Source organism: Rickettsia slovaca 13-B (genome assembly GCF_000237845.1).
Taxonomy (GTDB): domain Bacteria; phylum Pseudomonadota; class Alphaproteobacteria; order Rickettsiales; family Rickettsiaceae; genus Rickettsia; species Rickettsia rickettsii.
On the sequence record NC_016639.1, the window covers coordinates 460,962 to 486,413 of the forward strand.

The following is a 25,452-nucleotide window of genomic DNA, read 5'->3' on the forward strand; positions in this document are numbered from 1 at the left end:
ATGTTAGAAGAAATTTATAATGATGGAGAAAGATTAATTCTTGGGGCAACTTATGATGTTTTAGAGGTAATGCGTCATAAAAGTAGCTATAAGATTTTTAAAAAAATTATAGAAGCCGATATACTTAATAGCCCATTAATGCTAAATCAAAAAATAAAAATTTTAGATATAGGTTGTGGAACGGGACACGGAACTTTCATGCTTAGCGATATATTAGGAGTAGAAATTACAGCAATAGATATCAGTAAAGAATCTATAATTTATGCTGAACAAAATTGTGGAGCATCTAATATACAATATATTAAATCTGATTTAGTTAGTTTTATTAAAAAGGCAGAAGAATATGATTATATTGTATCACGACATGCACTTGAGCATATTGAAGATGGGTTAAATCTAGCACTTAATCTTAAATATAAAAAACGATTAATAGTAAATGTACCTTTTAATGAACCGGAAGGGAATATACATCATTTAGTTAATTGAATTACTGAAAAAGACTTTGAATCATATCCGAACAAAGAATTTTTCTATGAAGGAGTAGATGGTGTAACTAACGACACGCATTCTGAAAAAATCCTCCTAATTCTATAATCTGTATATCTAGTAACTCAGATTTAAAGCCTATAAAACAATTATTTAACTATCCAATCTCAGCTTGGATTCTGGAATTTTTAGAAAAGCTAGGTTTGCAATCCCAAGATATATTAAAACAATTGCTGCAAACTAGAGATGCATTTAAAAATAGCGAAGAGAAACACTAAATTAAATAATACTGTAACAGAGCTAAATAATGCTTTAGAAGAAATAAAAATTTAAAAATAAACTAATTATTAGTGAAGAAGAAAAATCTATTTTTCTAAAGCTCTATAGAAAATTTAAACAATAAAACTAACATTTTATAAATTATTTTTAAAAGTTATGACAACTAGAAAAGATAAACCTCTAAATATTTATCATACTTTAGTTTCCATTATTATACCTGTCTATAATGGGGCTAATTATATGAAAGAAGCTATAAATAGTGCTTTAGCACAAACTTACAAAAATATTGAAATTATTGTTGTTAATGATGGTTCAAAAGATAATGGAGAGACAGAACGTGTAGCATTATCATATGGTGATAAAATACGCTATTTTCATAAAGAAAACGGAGGTTGCGGTTCGGCCTTAAATTACGGTATAAAAAACATGCAAGGGGAATATTTTTCGTGGCTTAGCCATGATGATATATATTATCCTAATAAAATCGAGCATCAAGTTGACATATTAAATAAATTAGATAATAAATATACTATCATTTACGGTGGTTATGAATTAATCGATGAAAAAGGCAACTCTCTACGTTATATTAAACCGGATAGTGTGCTACCTATAAATAAACTTAATATTTCTTTATTACCTTTATTACGAGGATTAATACATGGTTGTTCGTTATTGATGCCTGCTAAATATTTTCATGAAGTCGATATATTTAATGAGGCTTTACCGACAACGCAAGATTATGATTTATGGTTTAAAATTTTCCGTGTTGCCCCTATTCATTTTGACGAATCTATCCTAATTAAATCTCGTTTTCATTCAGAGCAAGGTAGTAAAAAAATATCAAATCATAACGAAGAATGTAATGTATTATGGTCATCGTTTCTTCACGAGTTAACAGAAGAAGAAATGATCAAAATGGAAGGTTCTCCTTATTTATTTTTAACTCGTACAGCTACTTTTTTATCCAATAATACTCCGTATAAAAAAGCCTGTGATTTAGCAAATACTATGGCTAAACAAGTACTAAATGATACTAAAATTAGTGTTATTATACCGGTATATAATAGAATAAATTGGGCAATTGAAGCTATAGAAAGTGTACTTATTCAAACACACAAAAATTTTGAGATACTTATAATAGATGATGGGTCGACTGATGATATATCAGAATTAACTGCAATATGCAAAAAAGATAAAAGAATAAAATATTTTCATAAAAAAAATGAAGGACCTGCTGCTGCACGTAACTTAGGTATTAAAAATGCTATAGGAAAATATATTGCTTTCCTTGATTCGGACGATTTATTTTATAAGGATAAAATAGAAATCCAATTAAAGTTTATGGAAGAAAATAATTTTATATTTTCTCATACTTCATATCAAAAAATAAATGAAAAAGGCAAATATATCGAATCTGTTCATTCCGGGCTTTTTAGTGGCAATGTTTTTCCTCAAGTCATACAAACTTGTCCAATAGCAATGCCGACAGTTATGGGAACTTTGACATTATTTCAAGAAAATTTATTTCCTGAAAATATAAGAAGTGGTGAAGATTGTTGTTTATGGATATCTATTGCTAGTAAAAACTCAATAGGCGGTATAGACAAAGAATTGTCTAAAGTACGAATTAGCGGTGGTACTAATACGTTTATGGACCCAAATAAATATTCAGTAGGTTTAATAAATATTACTTCTTATGTTCTTAATGATTCTTATTTAAGTAAATTTAGTCCGTTTACTATTAATTTGTTATTAGCAGCTGTTACACAATTAAGATTACTAGAAAATAAAAATGAAGACTATAAAAAAAGTAATATTTCTTTTTTCAAAAATAATTATGTAATTCAAAAAATACGAACCTATTGCTTTATGACAAAAATTTTGATTTTATTAACTATTACTTCTATAAGGCAAGAAGGAATACGTGCAACAATCTCTAGAATACAGAGATGGCTTAAAAAGCATATATAAATAACTATTCCTCAAGTATCTTAACTTTTGAGCCATCACCAATTTTAGTCATACCTTCGGTAACGACTAAGTCACCTGCTTTAATATCGTCAGAGATAATTTCAATTAGACCTTCTGTACGTGTACCGATTTTTACATATAATTGTTTTATCGTATAACCTTCTATTTTATAAATAAAATTACCTTGATTATTTCGTTGAATACAACTTTCAGGAACGGTTAGGTTTTTATGAGGGTTAATTATAAGCGTAACATCTACAAAGCTATTATGTAGGATTTTTGTACCCATAGGTAAAATAATTTTAGCTGTTAAAGTACCATTATCTGATAAGTAATGCGATACTGCCCCGATTGTACTTTTAATTTTTCCTGCAATTAAAACTTCAGTATCGACGCCAACTTTTCCGCTTAAAGACTCCAGCAATTCAATAAAAATACTTTGTGAGTTTTCTGTTCCGGTAATGCTAAAAAGATAGTCACCTATTTTTACTTCATCGCCGACCATAGACTTAATTACGCCTATTTTACCAGAGTAGGGTGCAGTAATTATCATATCATTATATGTTTTTAGAGCTTTGGAATAATTAAATTTTGCATCTTCAAGTTCGCTTTTTGACCTTTTATATTCCTCGTTGCTTACAAATTTTTTAGCGAATAAAGCTTCTTTTCTATTATAATCTTCTTGTTTTGTATTTAATAACGCTGCTGCTCTAGATTTAGTGGTTTCTGCTATGTTTTTATCTATCACTAGCAATATATCCCCTTTTTTTACTATTTCTCCTTGATGTGCTGAGACTTGTTCAACTACTCCGGTGGCATTGGCATAATAATCACGACTATTATCATTCTGGCATTGCCCTACAATATTAAATATGTCGTAAAGCTCAGCAATTTGTACTTTAGTTGCTTTTACTTCTGTAATTTTTTCTTCTTCCTTTTTACTTGCCATAGTAGAAAGCGAGATAAGTAAGGTAAAAAGAACAATAAGTTTTGCAAACATCATATATTATACTCTAAGGTGCATAGGTGTCATCTATTAGTTTGTCCACGGCATCTAGGAAAAGCAACTAAAAGTGTATGTTGTTGTGACATTTTTAGCTGGATACTGTGGACAAGCTACTAGATGACAAAGTATGCTTTTTCAGTTCCTCATCCGTTAACCATTTATATTCTTTTTCTAGAATTTCAAATCTAATTTTTTCTAATTGTGCATCAAGAACAGGTTCAGGAACGATAGCAGAACCGGTAAACTCAAATCCTTGATAGTTAATTTTTAGTTTCTTACAAATTTCTTGTAATGATAATAAATTTTCTTCTATATCATCGATAAATATTATTGATTGTGGATAATAACTTGTTTTTCGTAATACATACTCAAGCATGCTTCCTTTATCATATTCCGCAGTGTAAATTATTCCGTCTTTTAATGTAGGTTTACCGTAACCGGCATTAAAATCTTCTATTATTATCTCATCTTCTAAAGGTGAAAATTCTTGAAAATTTACCTTTAATTCAGTGAGTTCACGAATTCTCCATTCGATCATATCTTCAATTACGCCGAATTTACCGGTAGGAAGTTTAGTAAGACCCATTGCCGGTACATTTTTTTCTGTAAGTAGAGCAAATATCGTTAAGATATCTGGGTTAACAAATCTAGCTTTCCTATCTTTAAGAACAATACTAAGTAACAATTCACATTCTTTTCTAGTAAGTCTTTTTTCAATGTTCTTCATTAATTCTTTTCTATAACCATGTGTTAACCTAGATTCATCACTATCCATTACAATTACTTCATCTACATCAAAAAGCACCAAGCTAGTATTATCGGCTTGTTTTACCGCTTCTATAACTTCTTTAAAATCATGAACTTTATTTATGTTGCTATACATATTTATTGTTTATTTAATCTTACTTAAGAGTCTAATTACTTCTTCTAAGGAATTTGTCATTACCTTTAAATCTTCTTCTCTAGATAAATTATGGTGACCGTCTTTAATTAGCTTCATTACTATTTGTTTGCTCGTTATTTTTTCTAATAATTTTACTGAAACATTATAAGGCACGTCTTCATCTAACATCCCATGAATGAGATGTACCGGTATATTTATATCAATCTGTTTCTTTGTCAATAATAAATGTTTTTTTGCATCTTCTATCAGTTTATAGCTTATAGGATATTTATGCTCACAATTTTTACCGCTTACTTCTAGTATTTCCTCTTTTTGCATCTTATTTTGATCATTTAGAGATATATTTTGCCAAATATTTTCAGTACAATCTGGAGCAGGGGCTACACACACAAGTCCCTTTATTTTATCAGGAAATCTTAAAGCCGCAAGAAGTGCTAGCCATCCTCCTATGCTCGAACCTACTAATATCGCCTCCGTATTAATTAATTTATCTAAAATTAGTGATACTCCTTCTAACCAATCACTAATTGTTTGATCCTTAAATTGTCCTGATGCGTTTCCATGGCCGAAATTATCAAAAACAATAAAATTATAATTGTTTTTTTTACAATAATCTATTAAATAGATAGCCTTAGTTGATTGCATACTAGACATCAAGCCGTGTAAAAAAATTACAGATGGAATATTTGTATTAATTATTCTATAATTATCATAGACAATAAATTTGTCTTGTGTTTTATTATAAAGTTTGTGCATTTTAAATAATTATTTTAATAGATTGAGATTTAATGCCTTCATTAAAGTCAAGTAAACGATACAATAAATATACTATTTTGCAAGTAGTGCCTGCTCTAGTTTCGGGAGGGGTTGAAAGAGGTACTATAGAAGTTGCAAAATATCTTAAAATTCTCGGTCATACTCCTATCATAATTTCAGCAGGCGGTACTCTAGTTAAAGAGTTAGATAAGGAAGATATATTGCATATTGAAATGAATAGTAACAGTAAAAATCCTTTTGTAATTCTGAATAATGCAAAATTGATAGCAGAAATAATCAAAAAATATAATGTTGATATAGTTCATACAAGATCAAGAGCACCGGCATGGAGTTCATATCTAGCAACAAAATGGACAAATGCTAAATTTTTGACTACCTTTCATGGGGTTTATAATATTCCGAATAGTTTTAAAAAATATTATAATAGCATAATGCTAAAAGGCAAGAAAGTTGTTGCCGTGTCTAATTTTGTAAAACAACACTTGCTCGAAAACTATAAAATTGATGAAGATAAAATAGTAGTAATTGAGCGTGGAGTGAATTGTGATTATTTCGATCCCGCAAATTTAACGCCGGAAAAACTTGAAAAATGTTGTGATAAATATGATGTACCGAGTAACGTGCCGATAATATTAATGCCTTCTAGAATGACAAGTTGGAAAGGACATCTTGTTCTAGTAGAAGCATTAAGTAAATTAAAACATAGAGACTTTTATTGTTTAATGGTCGGTGATATATCTAGACATCCCAATTTTACTAATAGAGTAAAAGAGCTTATAGCTAATCTAAAACTTCAAAATAAAATTCAAATTTTTGGTAATGATTCGGATATAATAAACCTATATGGGATTTCCGATATTATCATTTCTGCCTCAATCGAGCCTGAAGCTTTCGGGCGTACTATTATAGAAGGGCAGGCGATGAAGAAGCTTGTTATTGCAACTAATATCGGTGGGGCAGTAGAGACAATAAATAATAATATAACCGGTTTCCACGTAGAACCAAATAATGCCGAAGCGTTAGCACAGAAAATCGATTATTGTTTCTCGATTTTAGGTACTGATCTTGCTAAGAAAATCCAAGAAGCGGCAAGACATACGGTAATTAATAATTTCTCTCTTGATCTGATGCTAAGAAAAAACCTTGAAATCTATAAAGAAATCTTAAAAAACTCCCATAATTGAACATCTAGATTTAGTATATACTCATGATAAATGAAAAGTAGTCAAGTATATAGGGTTGAATAGAATAGCTATTCTCCTAATAATTTTATTTCAGCATACAAATCTTCAAGATTTATACTGATCATAAAAATTATTATAGTCATGCGATTTACCGTCATGATGCACTACAAGCATTAAAGTTTCCGGTAAAAATTCTTTTAAAGCTTGTTATGCATTTTCTATAGATATTTTATCAAGATTAGCAAATACCTCGTCTAAAATTAATATTTTAGGGTTTGAAATTATAGCTTTAATGATTCCAATTTTTTTCTTTTGACTGCCACTTGGTGCATTTATTACATCATAATTTTTATCACTTAAGTGCTTAATGTATCTAGATCTAATTTTATAAGTAGTGTGTTAATTTTTTCTTCTAATAATTGCTTATTACTTTTAATGATTGATTGATCAAGGTCGGAGGTTATTATTTCAAATAAAGTAGATTAAACCGGTATGTAACTATTCTGATCAATAAATATTATTTTTGGATTTTGATAATGGGTAGGTATGGAAATTTCACCAACGCTATGGCATGGATCAGCAATACAATTGACTAAACTCTTTAAAAAAGTAGTGTTGCCTTTTCCTGAGGAAGCTGAAAGAAGATCATGTGCTCCTAGTTTGAATACTAATTTTTCAAAACTCAAAATAGTTCTTTCTTCTATAATTAGGTTATAATCAGAAATTACAAGTTCATCGTTTGTATCATTAATAGATCATATTATTCCTTTTTTATTCTCAGAAGAAATTGCCTCTATTAATTTTGTAATTCTCGCTTGTTATCTAACTGCTCCACTAAAGATTATTTTTAATGAGGAACTTGTTAAGAATGATTTTAAGGTTTCAAGCCAAGGATTAAGTAGTAGAGCTTGCTCAGGCGTAATCTCTCCATTTTTTACTTTTATAAATATAGTAAAGTGATTTTATGAATTTATCGGAGATATCTAGTATAGTAGTTATAGTATTTTTTGTGCTATCTAAAAACAACATTTTCTTTGATATTTCTTTTTTAGCTTTAAGTTGCTTGGTATATTGATTTTGTACAAATTGAGCAGAATCAGTTAACAAGATATTTGAAGTATTAGAGGATATATTTCTTACTATAGAAGCTGTATTTTCGTTAATTTCCTCTGGCTTCTTGCCTGTAAGAAATATTCAGTTGATATAATATATTTAAAAATCTTTCCTTAATATTTTCAAACGCATTAAATATAATAGCTCCTGGAACTAAATTCATTATATCTTGCAATGCAATAAGCTGTATAATTTTTTGAGTGGTTAAATTCCCTAATTGTAAAATTCCAATAGTGAAAGTATTATTAAGATCATTAAATAAATTATTAGTAATAGCTTCTATATCCTTTAATCCTAAGATTTTACTTTTATATTCTTCGTTTAGTAACAGTTCTAAAGTTTTTTGTTCGATTAAATCTTGAGTATTTTGTGTTAAAGAAACTTTATATGATTGGAATAGTGTGCTTATTATATTTTTTCCACACCATAAAATACTGATTTTTGCTCCTTGAGAAACAAGAGGTCCTATATCAGCATTAGGGTCCTGTATGAGTAAGGTTAATGCAATTAATGTATTGCCATCATTTCCGGTATAGTTAATAAAACTACTATTTATGTATGCTTCAATTAAATCTAAAACCCTTGGGTTACATCTTTAATTTCATTTTTTGAATCATTTTTAAAATTGTTAGAAAGTATATTAGGATCAATTACCCTAATATTAGGAGTTAAGTTTATCTGAATTTCTTTTAAATTTTCCTGATAATTTAAGAAATCAGTCCCATAATATGCTAAGCCTACTATTGCAGCTGTAGAAGTTAAATAAATTGGTACTGAATAATTAGGAAAAGTTGTGATGAGATTTGTAGTAATAGGGTAGATTAAATTTCCTTTAAATGTGGCAGAAGTAAGATAATGTTTCTGAAAATACCCTTCGGTTATTAAGATTTCATCAGCAAGAGTTGCCGAAACAAAAAGACTGCTTCCTGTTATCCCATTTACAATAAAACCAATTATACCGCTAATTATTAAATGCGTTCCATATGCTAACTTTTTGGAAAAGGTAGAAGCAGCATTATTTTTATTAAAAGTAGATATCGTTATTGTGAGTGGGCGTTGTTGTGTGTATCGAAAAAGGCACTCGGTGTTATACCGTGGTTTGACCACGGTATCCAAAAACAACTGAAAAACTGATCCACGCAGCAATACCTTTTGAGCGATTGAAAGTAGCGTGGCACTCCATAAAAATAATAAAAAAATACTAAAAATTAGCATTTTTATACTTCCTTGCTTCGTCAAAAATTACAGTTTTTTCTTAGCTCAGACGTTAAATTCTTAACTAATCTATCTTTAATAAAAGCTGCCGAATTAGGTGATAAGTTGTATTATAGTATAAAGAAAAAATGTAGGTGTAGGGAAGAAAGTAAAAAGGCAGATAAATAAAACCTGCCTTTTTATAATTATTAACGAGAATATAACTCGATTACTAAATGCACTTCTGCTTCAAAAGGATATGGGACATCAGAAAGAGCAGGAACTCTTAAGTATTTACCGGTTAATGAAGGTACATCAAATGATAAATACCCCGGTGTTGTTTGACCTTGTTTTGAAACGGATTCTTGGATAAGCGGTATTTGTTTTACGGATTCTTTAACTTCTATAACATCGTCTGCCTTTAGTCGTATGCTTGCGATATCGGCTTTCTTACCGTTTAATTTAATATGTCCGTGTGAAACTAACTGTCTTGCAGCAAAAATAGTTGGAGCTATATTCATTCTATAAACTACCGTATCAAGTCTACTTTCAAGTAACCCAATGAAATTTTCACCGGTATTACCTTTCATTTTTTGAGCAAGTGCAAAAATATTTCTAAATTGTTTTTCAGTGACACGACCGTAGTGGCATTTCAATCTTTGCTTAGCTTTTAAATGTAAACCATAATCTGAAGTTTTAATCATGGTATTCTGCCCATGTTGCCCGGGACGATAATTTCGTGTATTGAAAGCATCCTTGCTATCACCCCATAGACTTACTCCAAGTCTTCTACTAGCTTTATATTTAGAACGAACAATTTTTGTCACTGATAATATCCTTAACTTATTATTTATTATTTGAATTACAAAAAAATATATACATTTCTTGCATCAAAGTCAATCATTGATTTTTAACCTAAAACTTTTTATATTTAATTAAAAAATATTTCATATGAGTTCCTTAGTAAGACCAATCAATTTAGGTAAAATCAATCATTCACAAAGTACTGTTAAAGACTATATTTTACTTATGAAACCGCGTGTAATGTCGCTTGTGATTTTTACGGGTTTTGTAGGTATGTGGCTTGCTCCTTATTCCGTGCATCCGTTTATTGCTGGTATTGCAGTTGTTTGCATAGCGCTTGGGGCAGGTAGTGCAGGGGCAATTAATATGTGGTACGATAGAGACATCGATAGCTTAATGAAACGTACCCAAAAAAGACCGATAGTAAGAGGAGTTATAGAATCTGATGAAGCTTTATCTTTTGGTTTGATAACGGGATTTTTTGCAGTATTTTTTATGGCTTTATGTGTTAATCTACTTGCATCCTTTTTACTGCTATTCACTATTTTTTATTATATCTGTATTTATACTATTTGGTTAAAGCGTCGTTCTATACAAAATATCGTTATTGGCGGAGTATCGGGAGCATTACCTCCTGTGATAGGTTATGCAGCGGTAAGCAATACTATATCTCTAGAGTCGATTATATTATTTTTGATTATTTTTATTTGGACGCCGCCGCATTCATGGGCTCTTGCTTTATTCTGTAACGATGACTATAAAAACTGTAAAGTACCGATGATGCCTGCAGTAAAGGGGACTTTATATACTAAAAAACAAATTCTAATTTACAGTATTCTTTTATTTATTGTTTCGCTAATGCCTTTTTTTATTGGAATGAATAATTTTATATATTTAATAATTTCTGGTATCCTTGGGGTAGTATTTCTATATTATGCCGGTTCTTTATTCTATGACACCCCTGATAACAAACAAGCTAAACGATTTTTTGCCTATTCGATATTTTACTTGTTTTTTATATTTGTACTTTTGTACTCAACTAACACTATATCCACTATTAGCTGAGAGATAATAGTGTTGGGTTACTTTTATAGAAGCTAAAATTGAAACCCAACGTGAAGAAACATATCATAAGTGTATTTTCATGCAAGTGATTTTTTATTTATAACTGTAATTTTTAAATTTTATGCTTTTGTTTCGTAATTTTGATAAGTAGGAAGAGTTAGAATATATATCGTATTTTATTCCATGGGAGCAACCTGTCATGCAACACACTCTATCGTTGGATAAAAAACTACTCTTAATACCGGCTTTATAACGTACCGCCTTGCCTCCATATTTGCTTACTTTATTTTCCTGTATAATTTGGTTGCCAAATTAAAGCTTCACTCTCTAATCTATTTGAGGCAATATTTCTTTCATGCTGCTTATCGTTATGCGTTAAAAATATGCATTCCGCTTTTATAAACGGTTTATATTGGTTGTTTATGTATTGAGCTAAATCTTCAAATAACTTTGCATATTCGGTAAGCCAGCCTTCATAAGCAATAATAGGAGCAAAGTTTAGATGAACTTCGTAACCTGCTTCAATAAAAATATTCACCGCTTTTATTCTCTCGATAATTGGACTCGTTTTTGGCTCTAATATCTCACGCATTCTTGTCGGTATCAAACTAAATCTAATCCTTATTTTGTTTTCAGGATTAAAATTAAGTAATTTAGGATTGACATATTTAGTAGCAAAAGTTGCTTTAGCACGTGGATCTTCTTTAAAGAAATTAAATATCTTTAACCAATTAGTGTGTTTCCAATGCAAACTTACATCGGTAGAACAACCTATATCATATGTCCAATATTTAGAATCTGTTTGATTGGAAATTTTAGTCGGTAAATTTACTATATGTTTATCCAATACGTCAAGTATTTGATCTATATTTTCATTGATATATAATGTCTCATAGTTATGATGCATAACATAACAATAACTATTTCTGCAACCTCCGGCACAGCCATACATGAAGTTAGGCGTTATGTAATCAGCTGATCTTCCATTAGGACGTACGTGCAAAGTTTTCGTATTTTGTACTATTTTCTTAATCATACGATTTTAAATTAAAGTTTATTTAAACTACTTACTTAGCTTTACAAACTTCAGATTTATTTACTTACATTGAAATTGTGGTTATAAATTATTAATTACAAATATATCATAAGTTATGGAAAAACCAAGCTATCTAAATTTTGATAATAAAAGTTATAAATGGAAAAATGATATTGAGTATCGTAAATGCCCGGAAAGCTATAGAGTAGGTAAAGGGGAGCAAGGAGTATGCATTTGTCAACCATATAAAAATGAAATTTTGCCTTATTGGAAGTTTAAAACTTCTGAAATTGTTAAAGAAAGTAGTGAAAAAATATCTCGATCTTCATAACAGATATCCAATATCAAGAAGAAAAAGACAATCTACGAAGATTCGTTGAAACTGATCCTGAAGAACTTTCAAATTTTATTGAAACTTATGATAAAACTGAAAAATATAACAATAGAGAAGCTGAAGTTTTTCATAGTTTAAGTTCTATTTTAATGGAAAAACAACAAGATAATGCGATTAAATCATTAAAGAAAGCTATTGAACTAGATCCAAGTAAAGCATACTATCACGAAGAGTTTTTTAATAAATTACATAAAATAAATCCGGAGGAAGCACTCGCTTCTATCAAAAGAGCTATAGGGTTAAATCCAAATAAAAAATCATTATATGAAGACCTTATTATTTTGTTGAAAAAGGCAAATTATGATGAAGAAGCAGCAAAAATTACTAAAGTAATTCAAGATTTCCCTAAAAACATACCTAATTTGGTATTAGATACTGAGGAAACAAAGGATTTGTATCCAATTAGGTTTGGCACAGGAATAATTGTATCAAAACGTGGGTATTTATGAGTTTTGCACTGTCATCTAGTTGCTTGCTAACTAAGTCTAGAAAAAATAACTTCAACATTGTTACTACACTATATTATATGTTTTGCTGGATGATGACATAGAGAGGAATAATAAGTCACACAACACCCGTGACGGTCACATTAAAACAGTTTCTTCAATCCTTTTTGTAGAAGCTTATTCACAGGATCTGCTTGTTGGTTTTCCTGCGGAGGGCTGTTTTGTTCCTCTGTATTTGTATCCTTTTTCTTTCTGAGACCCAAAGCATCTTTAATAATATTTTCAGGTTTCTTCTCTCCGCTTTTTAAGTCTTTAATAACGCTATTAAATACGTTTTTAACTAAATATGTTTGAAAGGCTTGAACGTCTAATTTATGTTGCGGATTATTTATGAATCCGTATAATTTAACGGCTATAGGCGGTAAATCCGCAATAGTAACGCTTGCACTAACATCCATCATATATTGTGGTAAGTTAATTTGACCGCTTGCATTTGTTGTGGCAGGTGAAGCATCTAAACTACATTCATTTAAATTAAGCTTGCCTTGCGTTATATTTCCTCTGGCAATTAAATTTTTGAAAGATGTGGATCCGCCACTAAAGGAGCTGTTAATAAGTCGCAATACTCCTTCGGTATTTTTAGCATTATTTACCGCATCTGCGATTCGGTTTAAATCAAATCCGCTTATTTCCCCGTTATCGCTATTTACGTTAAATTGTCCATTTAGATTATTAACATATGTATAAACGCTATTACCGCGAGAAGTAAGATCAGCTTTAAAGCTTAGTCGCCCATCAGTTATTTTTATTTTATCCGATTGCGGAGTGAAACTTTTGAGATAGGCATTTTTAAAATCGATTTTAATTGCAGCGTTTTGATCTTTGGCTGAACTCACATAACCGGTGCTACTTAGTTCGCCACCGTAAATGCTTGCATTAACTGAAGTAATATTCAGCGTGCCGCCGGTGATATTTAATTTTGCTTTTAAATTATTTATGATTAATGAGTCGTTAGTTAATTTATCAATATTTGCGGATAATTGCCCTTCAATTTCATTTAAAAACCCTAAATTAATAGGATTATTTGACCAAGGAGAATTATTTTTAGCTGTAGGTATGTTTTGAGTAGCAGGACTATTAGTTTTATTTGGAGCAGGAGTAGGACTATTACTTGTAAGAATTTTATCCAAATTAACTAACGGACTATATAAGTTAAGATTAAAATTGGGCTTCTGAGTTTCTAAATTAATATCTCCTTTAATAGATATATTAGTATTAAAAGCGGATATTTTATTATTAATATGGAAAGTATCTTTAATTTTTTGCACTCCTCCGTTTAACTGCAATACTCCAATCTGACTTAAATTACTTACTCCCATAAGAGACATAAACGACTCAAAATTATTAATTTTTAGATTGTGCGAAATAGTTATATCTTGTGCTAAATTTTTAAGCTCAATATCTCCCGTTAGATTACTATTTGCAGCCGATAAATTAATATTTTGTAATTTTATTGCTTGAGAATTACTAATTACATTAGAAGTAAGTATAAGTTTTTGGTTAATAATAGGCGGTAATTTATCGGTCTTTAGTTTTAGAGCATCAAGTATAGGTTTTAAACTATCAGCTTGTAGCATAATATTTGTCTTATCTAAATTAGAGCTAATCTCGGTTATAATGTTACCGGGATTGATAATAATATTTGATTTCAGGTTATTACGCTCTATATCATAATTTGCATTTGCTAGTAATTCTATATTTGGATAATTAAGTCTAGCATCTTTAATAGCTATATTTTTACTATCGGCAGTAATTGCCGTAGTTAGCTCGTAGTCATTTTGTAAATCAGCAGGCATACCTAAAGTTTTAGTATTACCTTTAATATTTGCGTTACCTATGAACGAATTATTTTCGCTATCAAATTTTCCTTCGATTTTAATTTTTTCACCGGCAAGATTAATATTGGCACTTAACGGAATTATTTTACCGATTTCTTCAATATTGCCGTCTATATTAATTTGCTGTTCCAAAGCCTTTAAAGCTAAAGTCAAATCTATAGGACCTTTAAGGCTTTTAATTTTAGTCTCTAAGTTAATATCGTTAAATATTTTCTCACTGTTTTTTTCTATATATATTACTTTGCCGTCTATAATTTTAAAATGACTAATCAAAATAGGAAGTGCTAATTCAGTTTTAGTATCGGTAGATTCTACAGAGCTAAGTTCATTTGTTTTGGATGCATTATTAGGTGTAGAAAATTGCCAATTTTTTTGTCCATTACTTAAAACTTCTAGATTTATAATCGGTTTTTGCAGTTCTATAGAAGCTACTTCAATTGCTCCTCTAAAAAGAGGAAAAAGTCGTATCGATGACGCTTTAGCACCTTCAACGGAAACTAGATGAGGTTCTTTTGTACCGTTTATTGATGATAATTTAATTTCTGATAGTGATATTGCGGGATTCGGTAGTAAAGATAATTTTATGTCGCCGTTAATAGTTAAATCTCTATTTGTAGCCTCTTTAACTTTATCTATTACTATTCCTTTATAATGATTTAAAGGAATAAAGAAAGGAATAACAATTAATAATAATATTATACTTATAAATATAATAAGTGAGTATTTTAAAGTTTTAGGCATAGAGCTTAACCTTCTATTTATATACATATATTAATTATAGTATTTAAGGATTAATTGTCAATTTTATATAATTTACTCAATTAAGGATTAAAATAATTATATTCTATGTCATTCCCACGAGGCGTTGTTGCGTGGACCGGTAAAACCCACTGTGTCACCCCGTGGCTTGACCACGGGGGCCATAAAAACAATAAATACTAATAAATTTAGTATTTTTAACTGGATCCCGTGGTCACGCCACGGGATGAGACAGAGGTGAATAAGAATCGTAGGGTACTATAAAGAAATTGAAAACTACGGTAAATTATTCAAGCTTCTCTTTGATAATTTAAAATCACATAATCTTTAGTTATAATAGGAAAAAATTCTTTATTGAAAGGTAATAATTCGGTTGTTTGATCTGAAAATTCTATTTCAATTATGTCACCGGCACCAAAGTTAAGAATATTTTTAATTTTGCCTATTTCTTTATGATCTTGGTTTAATACCGGTAAATGAGTTAAATCCGCTATATAAAATTCATCTTCTTCTAGTTCCGGTAAACTTGCTCTTAAGCAAAATATTTTATAACCTTTTAAATTTTCAGCTTCATTTCGAGTAGCTATATCATTAAATGTACAAATTAATTCTCCTTTGGCATTTTGGCTAATTAGCTTAATATGTATATTTGCTCCTGACTCATTTACTAAATTTCTTTCAAGTATTTTTGTAGCAGGGTCGGTAAAAGATTTTAACATTACATGACCTTTAATTCCATGACATGATTTTATTACACCGACTAAAATTAAATTTTCTAAAGAATTCATTAATTTGCCTTTAAATTTTGATAATTATATATAATAATATATTTAAAAACTTTTTTACAGACATGATAAAAAAAATAGCTGCCGGCGTCATAATTTGTTTTTCATTATTGTTATTTATAATGTTTGGTGCATTATCGTTTGTTAACTATAATTCGGTTACTAATAATTTTACCAGTCATTTAGGAATTGCGAAAGAAAATATCGGAAAAATAAAGATGAATAAATTTCCTTTGTCCTATTTAGTTATTGAGAAGATAAGAGAAGAAGGAAAGTTAGATTTAGAGCAGATTAAAATTCATTTTTCGTTGTGGTCGCTTATAAAATTTAATCCTAAAATTAATAAAATAGATATATTAGATGCTAAATTTTATTCACATTCTAATGTATTAAATATTTATAATCATGAAGAGTTAATAAAGAATTTCTTTAAATATAAATTACAAAATATAAATCTAAATGTTACTAATCTAAGTATTATTAATAAACAAGATTATTCTATTTTAAATTTTAATAATTGTATATTAAAAAAAGAAAATGCTTTATCGTCTAATTACATATTTAAAACTACAAGTAACTATATAGGTAAAATTTCAGGTTCAATTAATAAACGTGACGATATAGTAGATTTTAGTCTTAATATTGATAATAATGATTATGGTTTTAAGTTATCGCAAATTTACAAAGATTCTAAGCTTACTAGCGGTAGTGGTGAATATCAGATTAAAAATTTAGCATCGGTAATGTATAATATATTACCGGATTTAAACCATCTTTTTAATAAATTTAATCAACATGAGGCAGTAAACGTTAAATTTAATATTTCAAATAATGAAGATGAAATAGAACTAAAAGACATAGTAATAGCATCATCTTTTATTATTGGTCATGGATTTGTTAACATTGCTAAAAATGATAATATTACTACTAATGTAAAACTAGATTTTCCTAAAATAGATTTAAGTTCGTTAATTTCTCCAAATGCAGAGGTAACATTTAATACTTCTTCTTCAGATAGTAGATTTATTTTTGCCAATAAATTACTTAAAGCAGACGTGGCAATTAACGAAATAATTTTAAGTAATAATGAAGAACTAAAAAAAATAGTCTTTTCTTCTAACTTATCAAAGGGTACTTTAAAGATAAATGAATTTTCAGGTAATATTAAATCAGGTGGAGAATTTAAGCTTACAGGTAATGTAACACAGAATGCCGTTAGAAGTATGTTCGATGGACAGCTATATTTAAAGCACAACGATATAAATTCGTTACTGAATATTTTAGGATTTAACGACGTTACTATTAAAGAAGCTATTCCTTTTAGCTTGTCATCGGATTTAAAACTCACTTTAATAGATTTATTTTTTAAAAATTTATTACTCAAAACAGATAATTTAAATTTATCAGGAAATTTTTCTAGTAAATTTATTGCTCAAACACCTCGTTTAGACGCTACGCTTAATATATCTTCGCTTGACTTAAGCAGTAGAACGTATCCAATAATTTCGCCGCTTATCGAATTTACAAAAAATTTAACTAAAGATATGAAAGCTCTAGATTATCCAAGTAAATTCATCCCTATTAGAACAATAGGATATTTAGCTAATTTAGATATTCTGATAGATAGCGTTAAGTATAACGATCATGTATTTGACAAAATGAATTTGCTTGCTAAAATCGTACCAGCTAATATAAAAATTAGTAATTTAGATTTTAAAACTGCTAACAGCTATTTATCAACTAGCTGGAACTTAGATGCATCGAGTGTATTACCGTCTTTGACCGTAGAAATTAAGGACGGTAATCTTACTACTGATTTATTATCACCGGCAGGAATGCTTAATTTAAGAAATAAATTAATAAATGATTATAGTTTAGATAAAGCTACCTTACAAGTTTCCGGTACATTGTCGACATTATTACAAAATGATTTAATATTGAAAAATGTTAAATTTTATGTAGCAAATAATAATAATTTATTACAATTTAATAATATTGAAGCAGAATTATTAGGTGGTAAGCTTCAAGGTAACGGCAATATTTTATTAGAACCTTATGCTATAAATTTCGTATATGCTTTAAATACAATAGATTTAAACAAAGTTTCAGCTCTTATGCCTAAAATATTTACTGCAAGTGGCGGAAAAATAAGTATAAGCGGTAGTTTAGGAACTAACGGTAACACTCTTCAAAGCCAGCTATATAACCTTACTACAAAATCACAATTTGCTATAAACAATATAGATGTTAATAATTTTGCAATTGATGCTTTTATAGAAAAAATTGATACAGCTGATTATAAGGTACAAAATTTAGATAAAGATATAAATAGTGCTATAACCACAGGACAAGAAAATATTAGAGGTATAAGCGGTGATATTGAACTACAAAAAGGTATTGCCCTTTTAAAGAAAGTAAAATTTGCAACACAATATAGTAGCGGTGCGGCCTCTTTTGCAGTTAATATATATAATTTTGATATGGATGCATCTAGTATTTTATCATTTTACGTGCCGGCAAGGCTTGTTAAGTTAAATACCTCAAATACAAGTTCTGATAAAGATAGCTTGGCACATCTTAATATAAAAATGCAAGGGAGTATTTTTGCTCCTAAGAAAACTTTTGATAGTAGTGAGCTAAAAAAATTACTTATACCCCAAACAACTGAAGACACAATTACTACAGATAACCATTAAAAAAATAAAAATAAATGACTAATACTAAAACTTTAGAAGCAAATATTAGCTTTGAAGAAGCTTTAAAAGAGCTTGAGGAAATTGTTAAAAAAATAGATAACGGACAAGAGAGTCTAGAGACGGCAGTTAATAGCTTTGAAAGAGGTATTTTACTTAAGAATCATTGTGAGAAAAAACTAAAAGAAGCTCGGTTAAAAATTGAAAAAATTACTAAACTTGCTGATTCTACAGTGGTCTTAGAAGAGATGGAAGTGTAGTGTTGACATAAAGCATACATTGTACTAATATCATAAGATGACAAAGAAATGTAATTATAGCTTTTCTGCTGAAAAAAATTATAAGTTAATAAGTGAGCGCAAGGTAAGTTTTGAAGAAATAATATCAGTTATAGAAAGTAATTGTTTATTGGATATAATAGAACATCCAAATCCTAATAAATATTCAGAGCAAAAAATGTATATAGTTAAATTTAATGAATACGCCTATTTAGTGCCTTTTATTAGTGAAGTTGATGGAACAGTTTTTTTAAAGACTATTATTCCACGTCACAAAGCTACTCAGAAATATCTAAAAATAGGAAAAAGTAATGAGAAATAAAGAGAATATATCAAATATAATACTAGATGCTGAAGAAAACGCATTGCTGGAGTCTTTTGAAAATGATGAATGGCAAAGAATTAAAAATTTTGAACAAGAGAAACATATATCACAAGTGGCAGCAGCTAATTATTTAAAAAAAGATACTCGAATAAATATTCGTATTTCTAGTAGTGATTTAATGAGAATAAAACAAAAAGCTGCTTATGAGGGATTACCTTATCAAACTCTTATTTCTAGTATATTACATAAATATTCAGCAGGACATGGTTAATAATACCTATGTAATCATATAATTGACTTTATCTATACCGTTCCTAATATTGTTTTATTCATCATAATAAATATTGTTTTGATGAGTTTTTGTGCGGGATGTTTATATTTAACAAAATACATTATTCCTAATAATTTTCAAAAAGAAGAGCTTGGAAGTCTTGGCGGGTTTTTATCGGGTGTAGTCGGTAGTATGTATGCGGTATCAACCGGTTTTGTATTAATTTATTTACTCGGTAATTTTAATAAAGCACAAGAAGGGGTGGCAGCAGAATCTATAGTGTTGATGAGGCTTGCAGATAGTGTAGGTTGGCTTCCTCATGAAATGAGGCCTACAATTTATCTAGATATTAAAAATTATACCAAAGGTGTAATGCGGCGTGAATGGCAATTAATGAAAGACGGCAAGCAAATCGGTCATGAAGCTCTTAGTTTCCTCCAAGATATTAATAAGAGACTACAAGCTTATAAAGCAAGCGAGCAAATGCAGCTATTGACTAAGCAGGAAATCATTGAGGAGATAAAAGAGCTTTATACAGTAAGGTATAACAGGATTAAAATGTCCTATTTTTCCTTAAATATTCAATATTGGATAGTTGTATGTATAATGACTGCTATTAATTTAATTTTTGTCTGTATGCTTGGCACCAAGCTTTATTTACATAAGATTTCGGTTGGTTTAGTTTGTATCACTTCATCATCAATGCTTTTGTTATTATTTATATTAGACAAACCTTTTCGAGGTCCTTTTGCCGTAAATCAATATGACCTTATTAAGGCTGTACATTATATTGAGAGATTAAATTAGTGATATCTGTAACAACATAACGCCATAATTTATCCGTGCCTTTAGTAATACCTATACGAGCAGTAGTAGAGTAGGGTAGCTTTAAGCCGATATCGCCGACAAAAAATTCGTTGTTATTTATAAGATCGCATTTATTATGAGAAATATTAATTCCTAAATATTTGCATAATTTACCCGGACCGTTGAGGTATAGATTTTCAGGCGAAATAACATGTACGCCTCTTATTAAGGTTGCAGCAGGGAAGCCTTTAGCTTCGGTTACGAAATTTAAACAATAATACATTCCGTAAATTAAATAGACATAGCTAAAGCCTGCAGGACCAAACATTATATCCGTTCTTTTTGTCCGCCCTCTTGCTGCATGGCAAGCAGGATCATTCTGCCCTATATAGCTTTCAGTTTCAGTAATGATAGCTGTTTTACCTTGGAAATAAAGAGCTTTACCGATTAACTCAGTGCTTACTACATTAGTATCTCTTGCAAAAAATTCACGAGGTAAAGGGATTAGTTTATTCATGTTTTTGAAAAAAAATATTTAAATTCTTATTCCATTTTGTAGGAGTGAAGTTAGTAATTTCATATTCAGCTATATTATTTATATAAAAAGGATCTTATCTTAATATATCTTTAAGTTGACTTAGTTTTTCTATATTAGCTAAAATAATACCGCCAATTCTTGGATGTATAGGACCTAATAAAATGTCCTTTATCATAACATGTATCTAAACATTTTCTATGTTTCGTAATAAATTGTTCAACAGAAGAAAGATCTAAGCCTAAGGTATATTTAAGGTTTACAATAAACATAATTTATATTTTTTTATTAAGTGGTTTAGAATTTTTTATAGAGATTGGAACGGTATCATATCCGCCGTCGCAAAACGGTTGACATTTGATGATTCTTTTAAAGGTAAACCACAAGCCTTTTATGCTGCCGTGCATTGATATAGCTTCTTTGGCATATTCAGAACAAGTGGGGTGAAACCGGCAATTATTGCCAAGTAGTGGAGAAATGAAATATTGATAAAATCTAAGTAATAATAATAAGATTCTAGTCATTTTGAAGCTTGTCTATTATTTCCCCCATTTTTTCTTGAGTTAGATCTTCATAATAATCGTCATTAATCTGTACGACCGGAGCGTTAACGCATGCTCCCAAACATTCTATCTCGCTTAAAGTAAATTTTTGATCTTCAGTAGTTTCTTTGAGTTTTACACCTAATTTCTTTTCGCAAATTTTCATTATATCATCACTACCACGCAGCCAGCAAGGAGTAGTAGTACATACTTGGATATGATATTTACCAACTCGCTTTAAGTTAAACATAGTATAAAATGTTGCAACCTCATAAGCCCGTATATAAGGCATTGCTAACATATTTGCGACATATTCGATAGCAGGAACAGGTAGCCAGCCGCCGTTTTGACGTTGTGCTAGATCAAGCAGCGGAAGTATTGCACTTCTTTTTCCATGCGGTGGATATTTTTTTATAATCTCTTCTGCTAGATTTAAATTTTTCTTATCAAATGTAAAATTTGTAATTTTTGTATTCATATATTTTTAGTACGGTATAGTTTTATGTCATTTCTGCGCAAGCAGGAATCCGTAGAACTATTTAATTAAATCTTTCCATTCAGGATTAGTTTTTTCTATCAGTTCTATTTTCCAACTACGTTGCCATTTTTTCAAGTTTTTTTCTTGTAAGTGCTTCTTGAATATCAGTAAATTCTTCTGTATAAACAAGCTTTATAATATTATATTTTGAGGTAAAACCTTTTATTATTTTTTGTTTATGTTCATAAGCACGACTTATTATATTATTAGTAATACCAATATATAAAGTACCATGCTTATTAGAGCATAATATATATACCCAATACATTTTTTGTTTTTTAGTTTTATTTTATGGATTCCTGTTTTCGCAGGAATGACAGAGTAACGCAAGTACAAGCCCACGGCATGACAAATATATTACCTATCTATCTCACCAAATACTATATCAAGCGTTGCAATAATAGTAATAACATCTGCCATTAAATGACCTTTAGACATAAAATCTAGTCCTTGCAAATGAGCAAAGCCGGGTGCTTTAATACGACATCTATAAGGTCTATTACCTCCTTGCGAGTATAAATATACACCAAATTCGCCTTTAGGGGCTTCTACGGCTTTATAGGTCTCGCCGGCTGGGACGTCATATCCTTCCGTATAGAGCTTAAAATGATGAATCATTGCTTCCATAGATTCTTTCATTTTGGCTCTTGTCGGTGGTGTTAATTTAGGATCATCGGTTTTAATTGCACCTTTCGGCATTTTTTCTATACATTGCTTGATTATCTTGATTGATTCGTACATTTCAAGCATACGAACGAAATATCTGTCGTAACAATCACCGTTTTTGCCGATTGGTACTTTAAAGTCCATTTCATCGTAAACGTCATAAGGGTTTGATTTGCGTAAATCCCAAGCTATACCCGAACCTCTAAGCATTGGTCCTGAAAACCCCCAGTCCATTGCCTCTTTTTGAGACGCAACGCCGATATCTACTAAACGTTGTTTCCATAATCTATTTTCATTTAGTAGACTTTCAATATCGTGAAGTTTAGGAGGAAACTGTTCTATAAACTTATCTATATCCTCAAGTAAACCTTCGGGTAAATCTGCTGCAACCCCGCCCGGTCTAAAGTAGTTTGAATGCATACGAGAGCCGGAAACATGCTCGTAAAATTCCATGATCTTTTCTCGCTCTTCAAAGAGCCATAATAAAGGAGTAGTAGCACCGATATCTAAAGCTTGGCTGCCAATATTCAAAGTATGGTTCAAAATTCTTGTTAGCTCTGAGAATAGTACCCTGATAAACTGAGCTCTTCGTGGGACTTCGCATTCTAATAACGACTCAACAGCTAAAGCAAATGCATGTTCCTGACACATCGGTGAAACATAATCAAGACGATCAAAATATGGTATAGCCTGCAAATATGTTTTATGCTCAATAAGCTTTTCCGTACCACGATGAAGTAACCCAATATGAGGGTCGGCATTATTTACTACTTCCCCGTCCATCTCAAGGATTAACCTTAAAACTCCGTGAGTTGCCGGATGCTGTGGACCAAGGTTTAGAGTTATAGTTTTGGTGTTGTTAGTCATAGTATTTTTCCTACTGTCACCTAGTTCGCTTGACCACGGGGTCCAGTCTTTTGTATTTTTTCTGAATCCCGCGATCAAGTCACAGGATGACATTCATTTTATTTCTGGATTCCTGCTTTCGCAGGAATGACATCGGTTGCCTTCTCATCACCTGGCAATACATAACTCGGGCTATGCCAGTGCGAGCTAAAATCAAACTCACGATATTCTATGTCTAAATCGACCGGTTCATAAGCTACTTTCTTTAGCTTCTCATCATATTTAACTTGTGTATAGCCTGTTAACGGGAAATCTTTACGTAATGGATGCCCCTCAAATTCGTAATCGGTTAGTATGCGTCTTTTATCGTCATTACCCTCGAAATTTACCCCGTACATATCATAAACTTCACGCTCATACCAACAAGCGGCACTAAATATATTCATTGCTGAAGGTATAGTTTCTTTTTCAGATATATATACTTTTATTATAAGACGCTTATTTAATTTTAAGCTTAATAAATTATATACTACTTCAAACCTTTTAGAGTCAATTGATTTGGACTCGCCTACATTGTCGCTCGTCGTTCTCCTATTAGTTATAGGCTTCGCGCCTTGCTCCTTGTGGCCAAGCCCAACTGAATTGACTACGTTATTCTGAGGAAAATCAGCCCCAAATAAATCAGTAAGTAAAGTGAAGCGTAATTCTTCCGATTCTTTTAAAGCTTTTAAAAACGGCAATAAAAAATTCGGCTCGATTTTATAAGCTAGGTAATCTTTAACCGTGATCGGAGTTATTAAAATGCTAGATTTAGCTGCAAGTCTTTCAATGAGTTTGTCTAGCGTCATACTTAAAACCTGTAGTGCGTTTAATTTTTTTCTGTAACTGCATAAGCCCGTAAATTAATGCTTCGGCGGTAGGAGGGCAGCCAGGGACATATACGTCAACCGGTACGATTCTATCACAGCCACGCACTACCGAATAGGAAAAGTGGTAATAGCCGCCGCCATTGGCACAGCTACCCATTGAAAGCACCCATTTAGGTTCAGCCATCTGATCATATACTTTACGTAGAGCTGGTGCCATTTTGTTAGTAAGCGTTCCTGCAACTATCATAAGGTCGGACTGTCTTGGACTTGGTCTAAATAACATACCGAAGCGATCCATATCATATCTACTTGCTGCTGCCTGCATCATCTCAATAGCACAACAAGCAAGCCCAAAAGTCATAGGCCATAAGGAATTAGCTCTCGCCCAGTCTATAACGTCATCAACTTTAGTGAGTAAGAATCCTCTATTAGAAAGCTCATTACTTAATAATTCGTCTTCTTGATAAAAATTATTTTTCATATTACTACCAGTCTAAAGCTCCTTTCTTCCATTCATATATGAACCCGATAATAAGTACGAATAAGAAAAACATCATTGAGAAAAAGCCTATTTTACCTATCGTATTAAGACTAATAGCCCAAGGCACTAAAAATGCAATTTCAAGATCAAAGATAATAAATAAAATAGCAACTAAGTAAAAACATATGTCAAATTTTGATCTTGCATCGCTAAAAGGCCCAAAACCGCACTCATAAGGTTCTAGCTTATCTTTATTATATTTTTTTGTCGATAATAGGTTAGGTAGAATCATTATTAAACCGGAAACCAATACCGCAATACCGAAAAATATAGCAATCGGTAGATATTCTTGTAAAAGTTCTGAGTTTTGTAGCATATGTTTTTTATTATATTGTTCCGTCATTGCGAGAAGAATTGCACAGTAATGCGACGAAGCAATCTCAGGATATTTGATGAGATTGCCACGCAGCCTACGGCTGCTTGCAATGACGTAGATTTAA

At 30.6% G+C, this 25,452-nt stretch carries 26 protein-coding genes and 1 pseudogene; 11 read left to right on the forward strand and 16 right to left on the reverse strand.

Features of this window, described 5'->3' with window-relative positions; all coding sequences use genetic code 11:
• Positions 1–486, forward strand: a complete 486-nt coding sequence (locus RSL_RS02395) for a class I SAM-dependent methyltransferase (RefSeq protein WP_014273378.1) — start codon at positions 1–3, stop codon at positions 484–486.
• 435 nt (positions 487–921) lie between these two features.
• Positions 922–2,736 carry a glycosyltransferase family 2 protein gene (locus tag RSL_RS02400; protein WP_014273379.1) on the forward strand — a complete coding sequence of 605 codons (1,815 nt, stop codon included), beginning with the start codon at positions 922–924 and terminating at the stop codon, positions 2,734–2,736.
• Between the two features lie 4 nt (positions 2,737–2,740).
• On the opposite strand, the gene RSL_RS02405 is transcribed toward RSL_RS02400, so the two are convergent.
• The 3 genes from RSL_RS02405 to RSL_RS02415 all read right to left on the reverse strand — a co-directional run bounded on the left by RSL_RS02405 (position 2,741) and on the right by RSL_RS02415 (position 5,402).
• Complete coding sequence (locus tag RSL_RS02405) at positions 2,741–3,739, reverse strand: efflux RND transporter periplasmic adaptor subunit (protein ID WP_014419773.1); 999 nt, start codon at positions 3,737–3,739, stop codon at positions 2,741–2,743.
• Positions 3,740–3,830: 91 nt separating this feature from the next.
• Positions 3,831–4,625, reverse strand: coding sequence for a DUF2608 domain-containing protein (locus tag RSL_RS02410; protein WP_014273381.1), 795 nt, complete (start codon positions 4,623–4,625; stop codon positions 3,831–3,833).
• Positions 4,626–4,634: 9 nt separating this feature from the next.
• Complete coding sequence (locus RSL_RS02415; protein WP_014419774.1) at positions 4,635–5,402, reverse strand: alpha/beta hydrolase; 768 nt, start codon at positions 5,400–5,402, stop codon at positions 4,635–4,637.
• 32 nt (positions 5,403–5,434) lie between these two features.
• Here RSL_RS02415 and RSL_RS02420 point away from each other — a divergent pair, with 32 nt between their 5' ends.
• Complete coding sequence (locus tag RSL_RS02420) at positions 5,435–6,607, forward strand: glycosyltransferase family 4 protein (protein WP_004996031.1); 1,173 nt, start codon at positions 5,435–5,437, stop codon at positions 6,605–6,607.
• Positions 6,608–8,293: 1,686 nt separating this feature from the next.
• Here the strand turns inward: RSL_RS02420 and RSL_RS02430 are convergent.
• Positions 8,294–8,935, reverse strand: coding sequence for a hypothetical protein (locus tag RSL_RS02430; RefSeq protein WP_014273387.1), 642 nt, complete (start codon positions 8,933–8,935; stop codon positions 8,294–8,296).
• Positions 8,936–9,123: 188 nt separating this feature from the next.
• Entirely contained in the window at positions 9,124–9,741 is a 618-nt protein-coding gene (gene rpsD, locus RSL_RS02435) for a 30S ribosomal protein S4 (RefSeq protein WP_014273389.1), read from the reverse strand.
• A gap of 124 nt (positions 9,742–9,865) precedes the next feature.
• On the opposite strand from rpsD, the gene cyoE reads away from it, so the two are divergent.
• On the forward strand, positions 9,866–10,783 hold the full coding sequence (cyoE, locus tag RSL_RS02440) for a heme o synthase (RefSeq protein ID WP_014419775.1): 918 nt from the start codon (positions 9,866–9,868) through the stop codon (positions 10,781–10,783).
• Between the two features lie 283 nt (positions 10,784–11,066).
• Here cyoE and RSL_RS02445 read toward each other — a convergent pair whose 3' ends face one another.
• The gene (locus RSL_RS02445) at positions 11,067–11,819 is read right to left on the reverse strand and encodes an SPL family radical SAM protein (protein ID WP_041472079.1); all 753 of its coding nucleotides are present in this window, start codon (positions 11,817–11,819) and stop codon (positions 11,067–11,069) included.
• 115 nt (positions 11,820–11,934) lie between these two features.
• Here RSL_RS02445 and RSL_RS02450 point away from each other — a divergent pair, with 115 nt between their 5' ends.
• Complete coding sequence (locus RSL_RS02450) at positions 11,935–12,150, forward strand: DUF4385 family protein (RefSeq protein ID WP_014273392.1); 216 nt, start codon at positions 11,935–11,937, stop codon at positions 12,148–12,150.
• Between the two features lie 152 nt (positions 12,151–12,302).
• The gene (locus tag RSL_RS02455; RefSeq protein WP_014273393.1) at positions 12,303–12,662 is read left to right on the forward strand and encodes a hypothetical protein; all 360 of its coding nucleotides are present in this window, start codon (positions 12,303–12,305) and stop codon (positions 12,660–12,662) included.
• Between the two features lie 140 nt (positions 12,663–12,802).
• Here the strand turns inward: RSL_RS02455 and RSL_RS02460 are convergent, their stop codons facing one another.
• Positions 12,803–15,298, reverse strand: coding sequence for an AsmA family protein (locus RSL_RS02460; RefSeq protein ID WP_014273394.1), 2,496 nt, complete (start codon positions 15,296–15,298; stop codon positions 12,803–12,805).
• A gap of 308 nt (positions 15,299–15,606) precedes the next feature.
• The gene (rimM, locus tag RSL_RS02465; RefSeq protein ID WP_012719604.1) at positions 15,607–16,104 is read right to left on the reverse strand and encodes a ribosome maturation factor RimM; all 498 of its coding nucleotides are present in this window, start codon (positions 16,102–16,104) and stop codon (positions 15,607–15,609) included.
• Between the two features lie 62 nt (positions 16,105–16,166).
• Between rimM and RSL_RS02470 the strand changes: the two genes are divergently transcribed.
• From RSL_RS02470 to RSL_RS02490, 5 genes are all read left to right on the forward strand, one after another.
• Positions 16,167–18,797: an AsmA-like C-terminal region-containing protein gene (locus RSL_RS02470; RefSeq protein ID WP_014273395.1), complete on the forward strand. Its 2,631-nt coding sequence runs from the start codon at positions 16,167–16,169 to the stop codon at positions 18,795–18,797.
• A 14-nt stretch (positions 18,798–18,811) separates the two neighbouring features.
• A complete protein-coding gene (locus RSL_RS02475; protein WP_004996011.1) occupies positions 18,812–19,054 on the forward strand; it encodes an exodeoxyribonuclease VII small subunit in 243 nt (80 codons plus the stop codon).
• Positions 19,055–19,091: 37 nt separating this feature from the next.
• Entirely contained in the window at positions 19,092–19,394 is a 303-nt protein-coding gene (locus tag RSL_RS02480; protein WP_016926161.1) for a hypothetical protein, read from the forward strand.
• Positions 19,384–19,668, forward strand: a complete 285-nt coding sequence (locus tag RSL_RS02485) for a CopG family antitoxin (protein ID WP_010977119.1) — start codon at positions 19,384–19,386, stop codon at positions 19,666–19,668. The genes RSL_RS02480 and RSL_RS02485 overlap by 11 nt, the downstream gene beginning before the upstream one ends.
• Before the next feature lie 81 nt (positions 19,669–19,749).
• The gene (locus RSL_RS02490; RefSeq protein ID WP_014273396.1) at positions 19,750–20,475 is read left to right on the forward strand and encodes a bestrophin-like domain; all 726 of its coding nucleotides are present in this window, start codon (positions 19,750–19,752) and stop codon (positions 20,473–20,475) included.
• Here the strand turns inward: RSL_RS02490 and RSL_RS02495 are convergent.
• The 8 genes and pseudogenes from RSL_RS02495 to RSL_RS02530 all read right to left on the reverse strand — a co-directional run bounded on the left by RSL_RS02495 (position 20,441) and on the right by RSL_RS02530 (position 25,328).
• Positions 20,441–20,992 (reverse strand): DNA-3-methyladenine glycosylase, encoded by a 552-nt coding sequence (locus tag RSL_RS02495; RefSeq protein ID WP_014273397.1) that lies wholly within the window; start codon positions 20,990–20,992, stop codon positions 20,441–20,443. The genes RSL_RS02490 and RSL_RS02495 overlap by 35 nt on opposite strands.
• Before the next feature lie 293 nt (positions 20,993–21,285).
• Positions 21,286–21,534 (reverse strand): membrane protein insertion efficiency factor YidD, encoded by a 249-nt coding sequence (gene yidD / locus RSL_RS02500; RefSeq protein WP_012262333.1) that lies wholly within the window; start codon positions 21,532–21,534, stop codon positions 21,286–21,288.
• Positions 21,527–22,030: an NADH-quinone oxidoreductase subunit NuoE gene (gene nuoE, locus RSL_RS02505; RefSeq protein ID WP_014273399.1), complete on the reverse strand. Its 504-nt coding sequence runs from the start codon at positions 22,028–22,030 to the stop codon at positions 21,527–21,529. Before nuoE ends, yidD begins: the two co-directional genes overlap by 8 nt.
• A 57-nt stretch (positions 22,031–22,087) precedes the next feature.
• A pseudogene (locus RSL_RS02510) lies at positions 22,088–22,358 on the reverse strand (GIY-YIG nuclease family protein).
• An 89-nt stretch (positions 22,359–22,447) separates the two neighbouring features.
• Complete coding sequence (gene nuoD, locus RSL_RS02515; RefSeq protein WP_014273401.1) at positions 22,448–23,623, reverse strand: NADH dehydrogenase (quinone) subunit D; 1,176 nt, start codon at positions 23,621–23,623, stop codon at positions 22,448–22,450.
• Between the two features lie 98 nt (positions 23,624–23,721).
• On the reverse strand, positions 23,722–24,450 hold the full coding sequence (locus RSL_RS02520) for an NADH-quinone oxidoreductase subunit C (RefSeq protein ID WP_014273402.1): 729 nt from the start codon (positions 24,448–24,450) through the stop codon (positions 23,722–23,724).
• On the reverse strand, positions 24,428–24,952 hold the full coding sequence (locus tag RSL_RS02525; protein ID WP_014273403.1) for a NuoB/complex I 20 kDa subunit family protein: 525 nt from the start codon (positions 24,950–24,952) through the stop codon (positions 24,428–24,430). Before RSL_RS02525 ends, RSL_RS02520 begins: the two co-directional genes overlap by 23 nt.
• A 4-nt stretch (positions 24,953–24,956) precedes the next feature.
• Positions 24,957–25,328: an NADH-quinone oxidoreductase subunit A gene (locus RSL_RS02530; protein ID WP_014419777.1), complete on the reverse strand. Its 372-nt coding sequence runs from the start codon at positions 25,326–25,328 to the stop codon at positions 24,957–24,959.
• Positions 25,329–25,452: the final 124 nt, after the last annotated feature.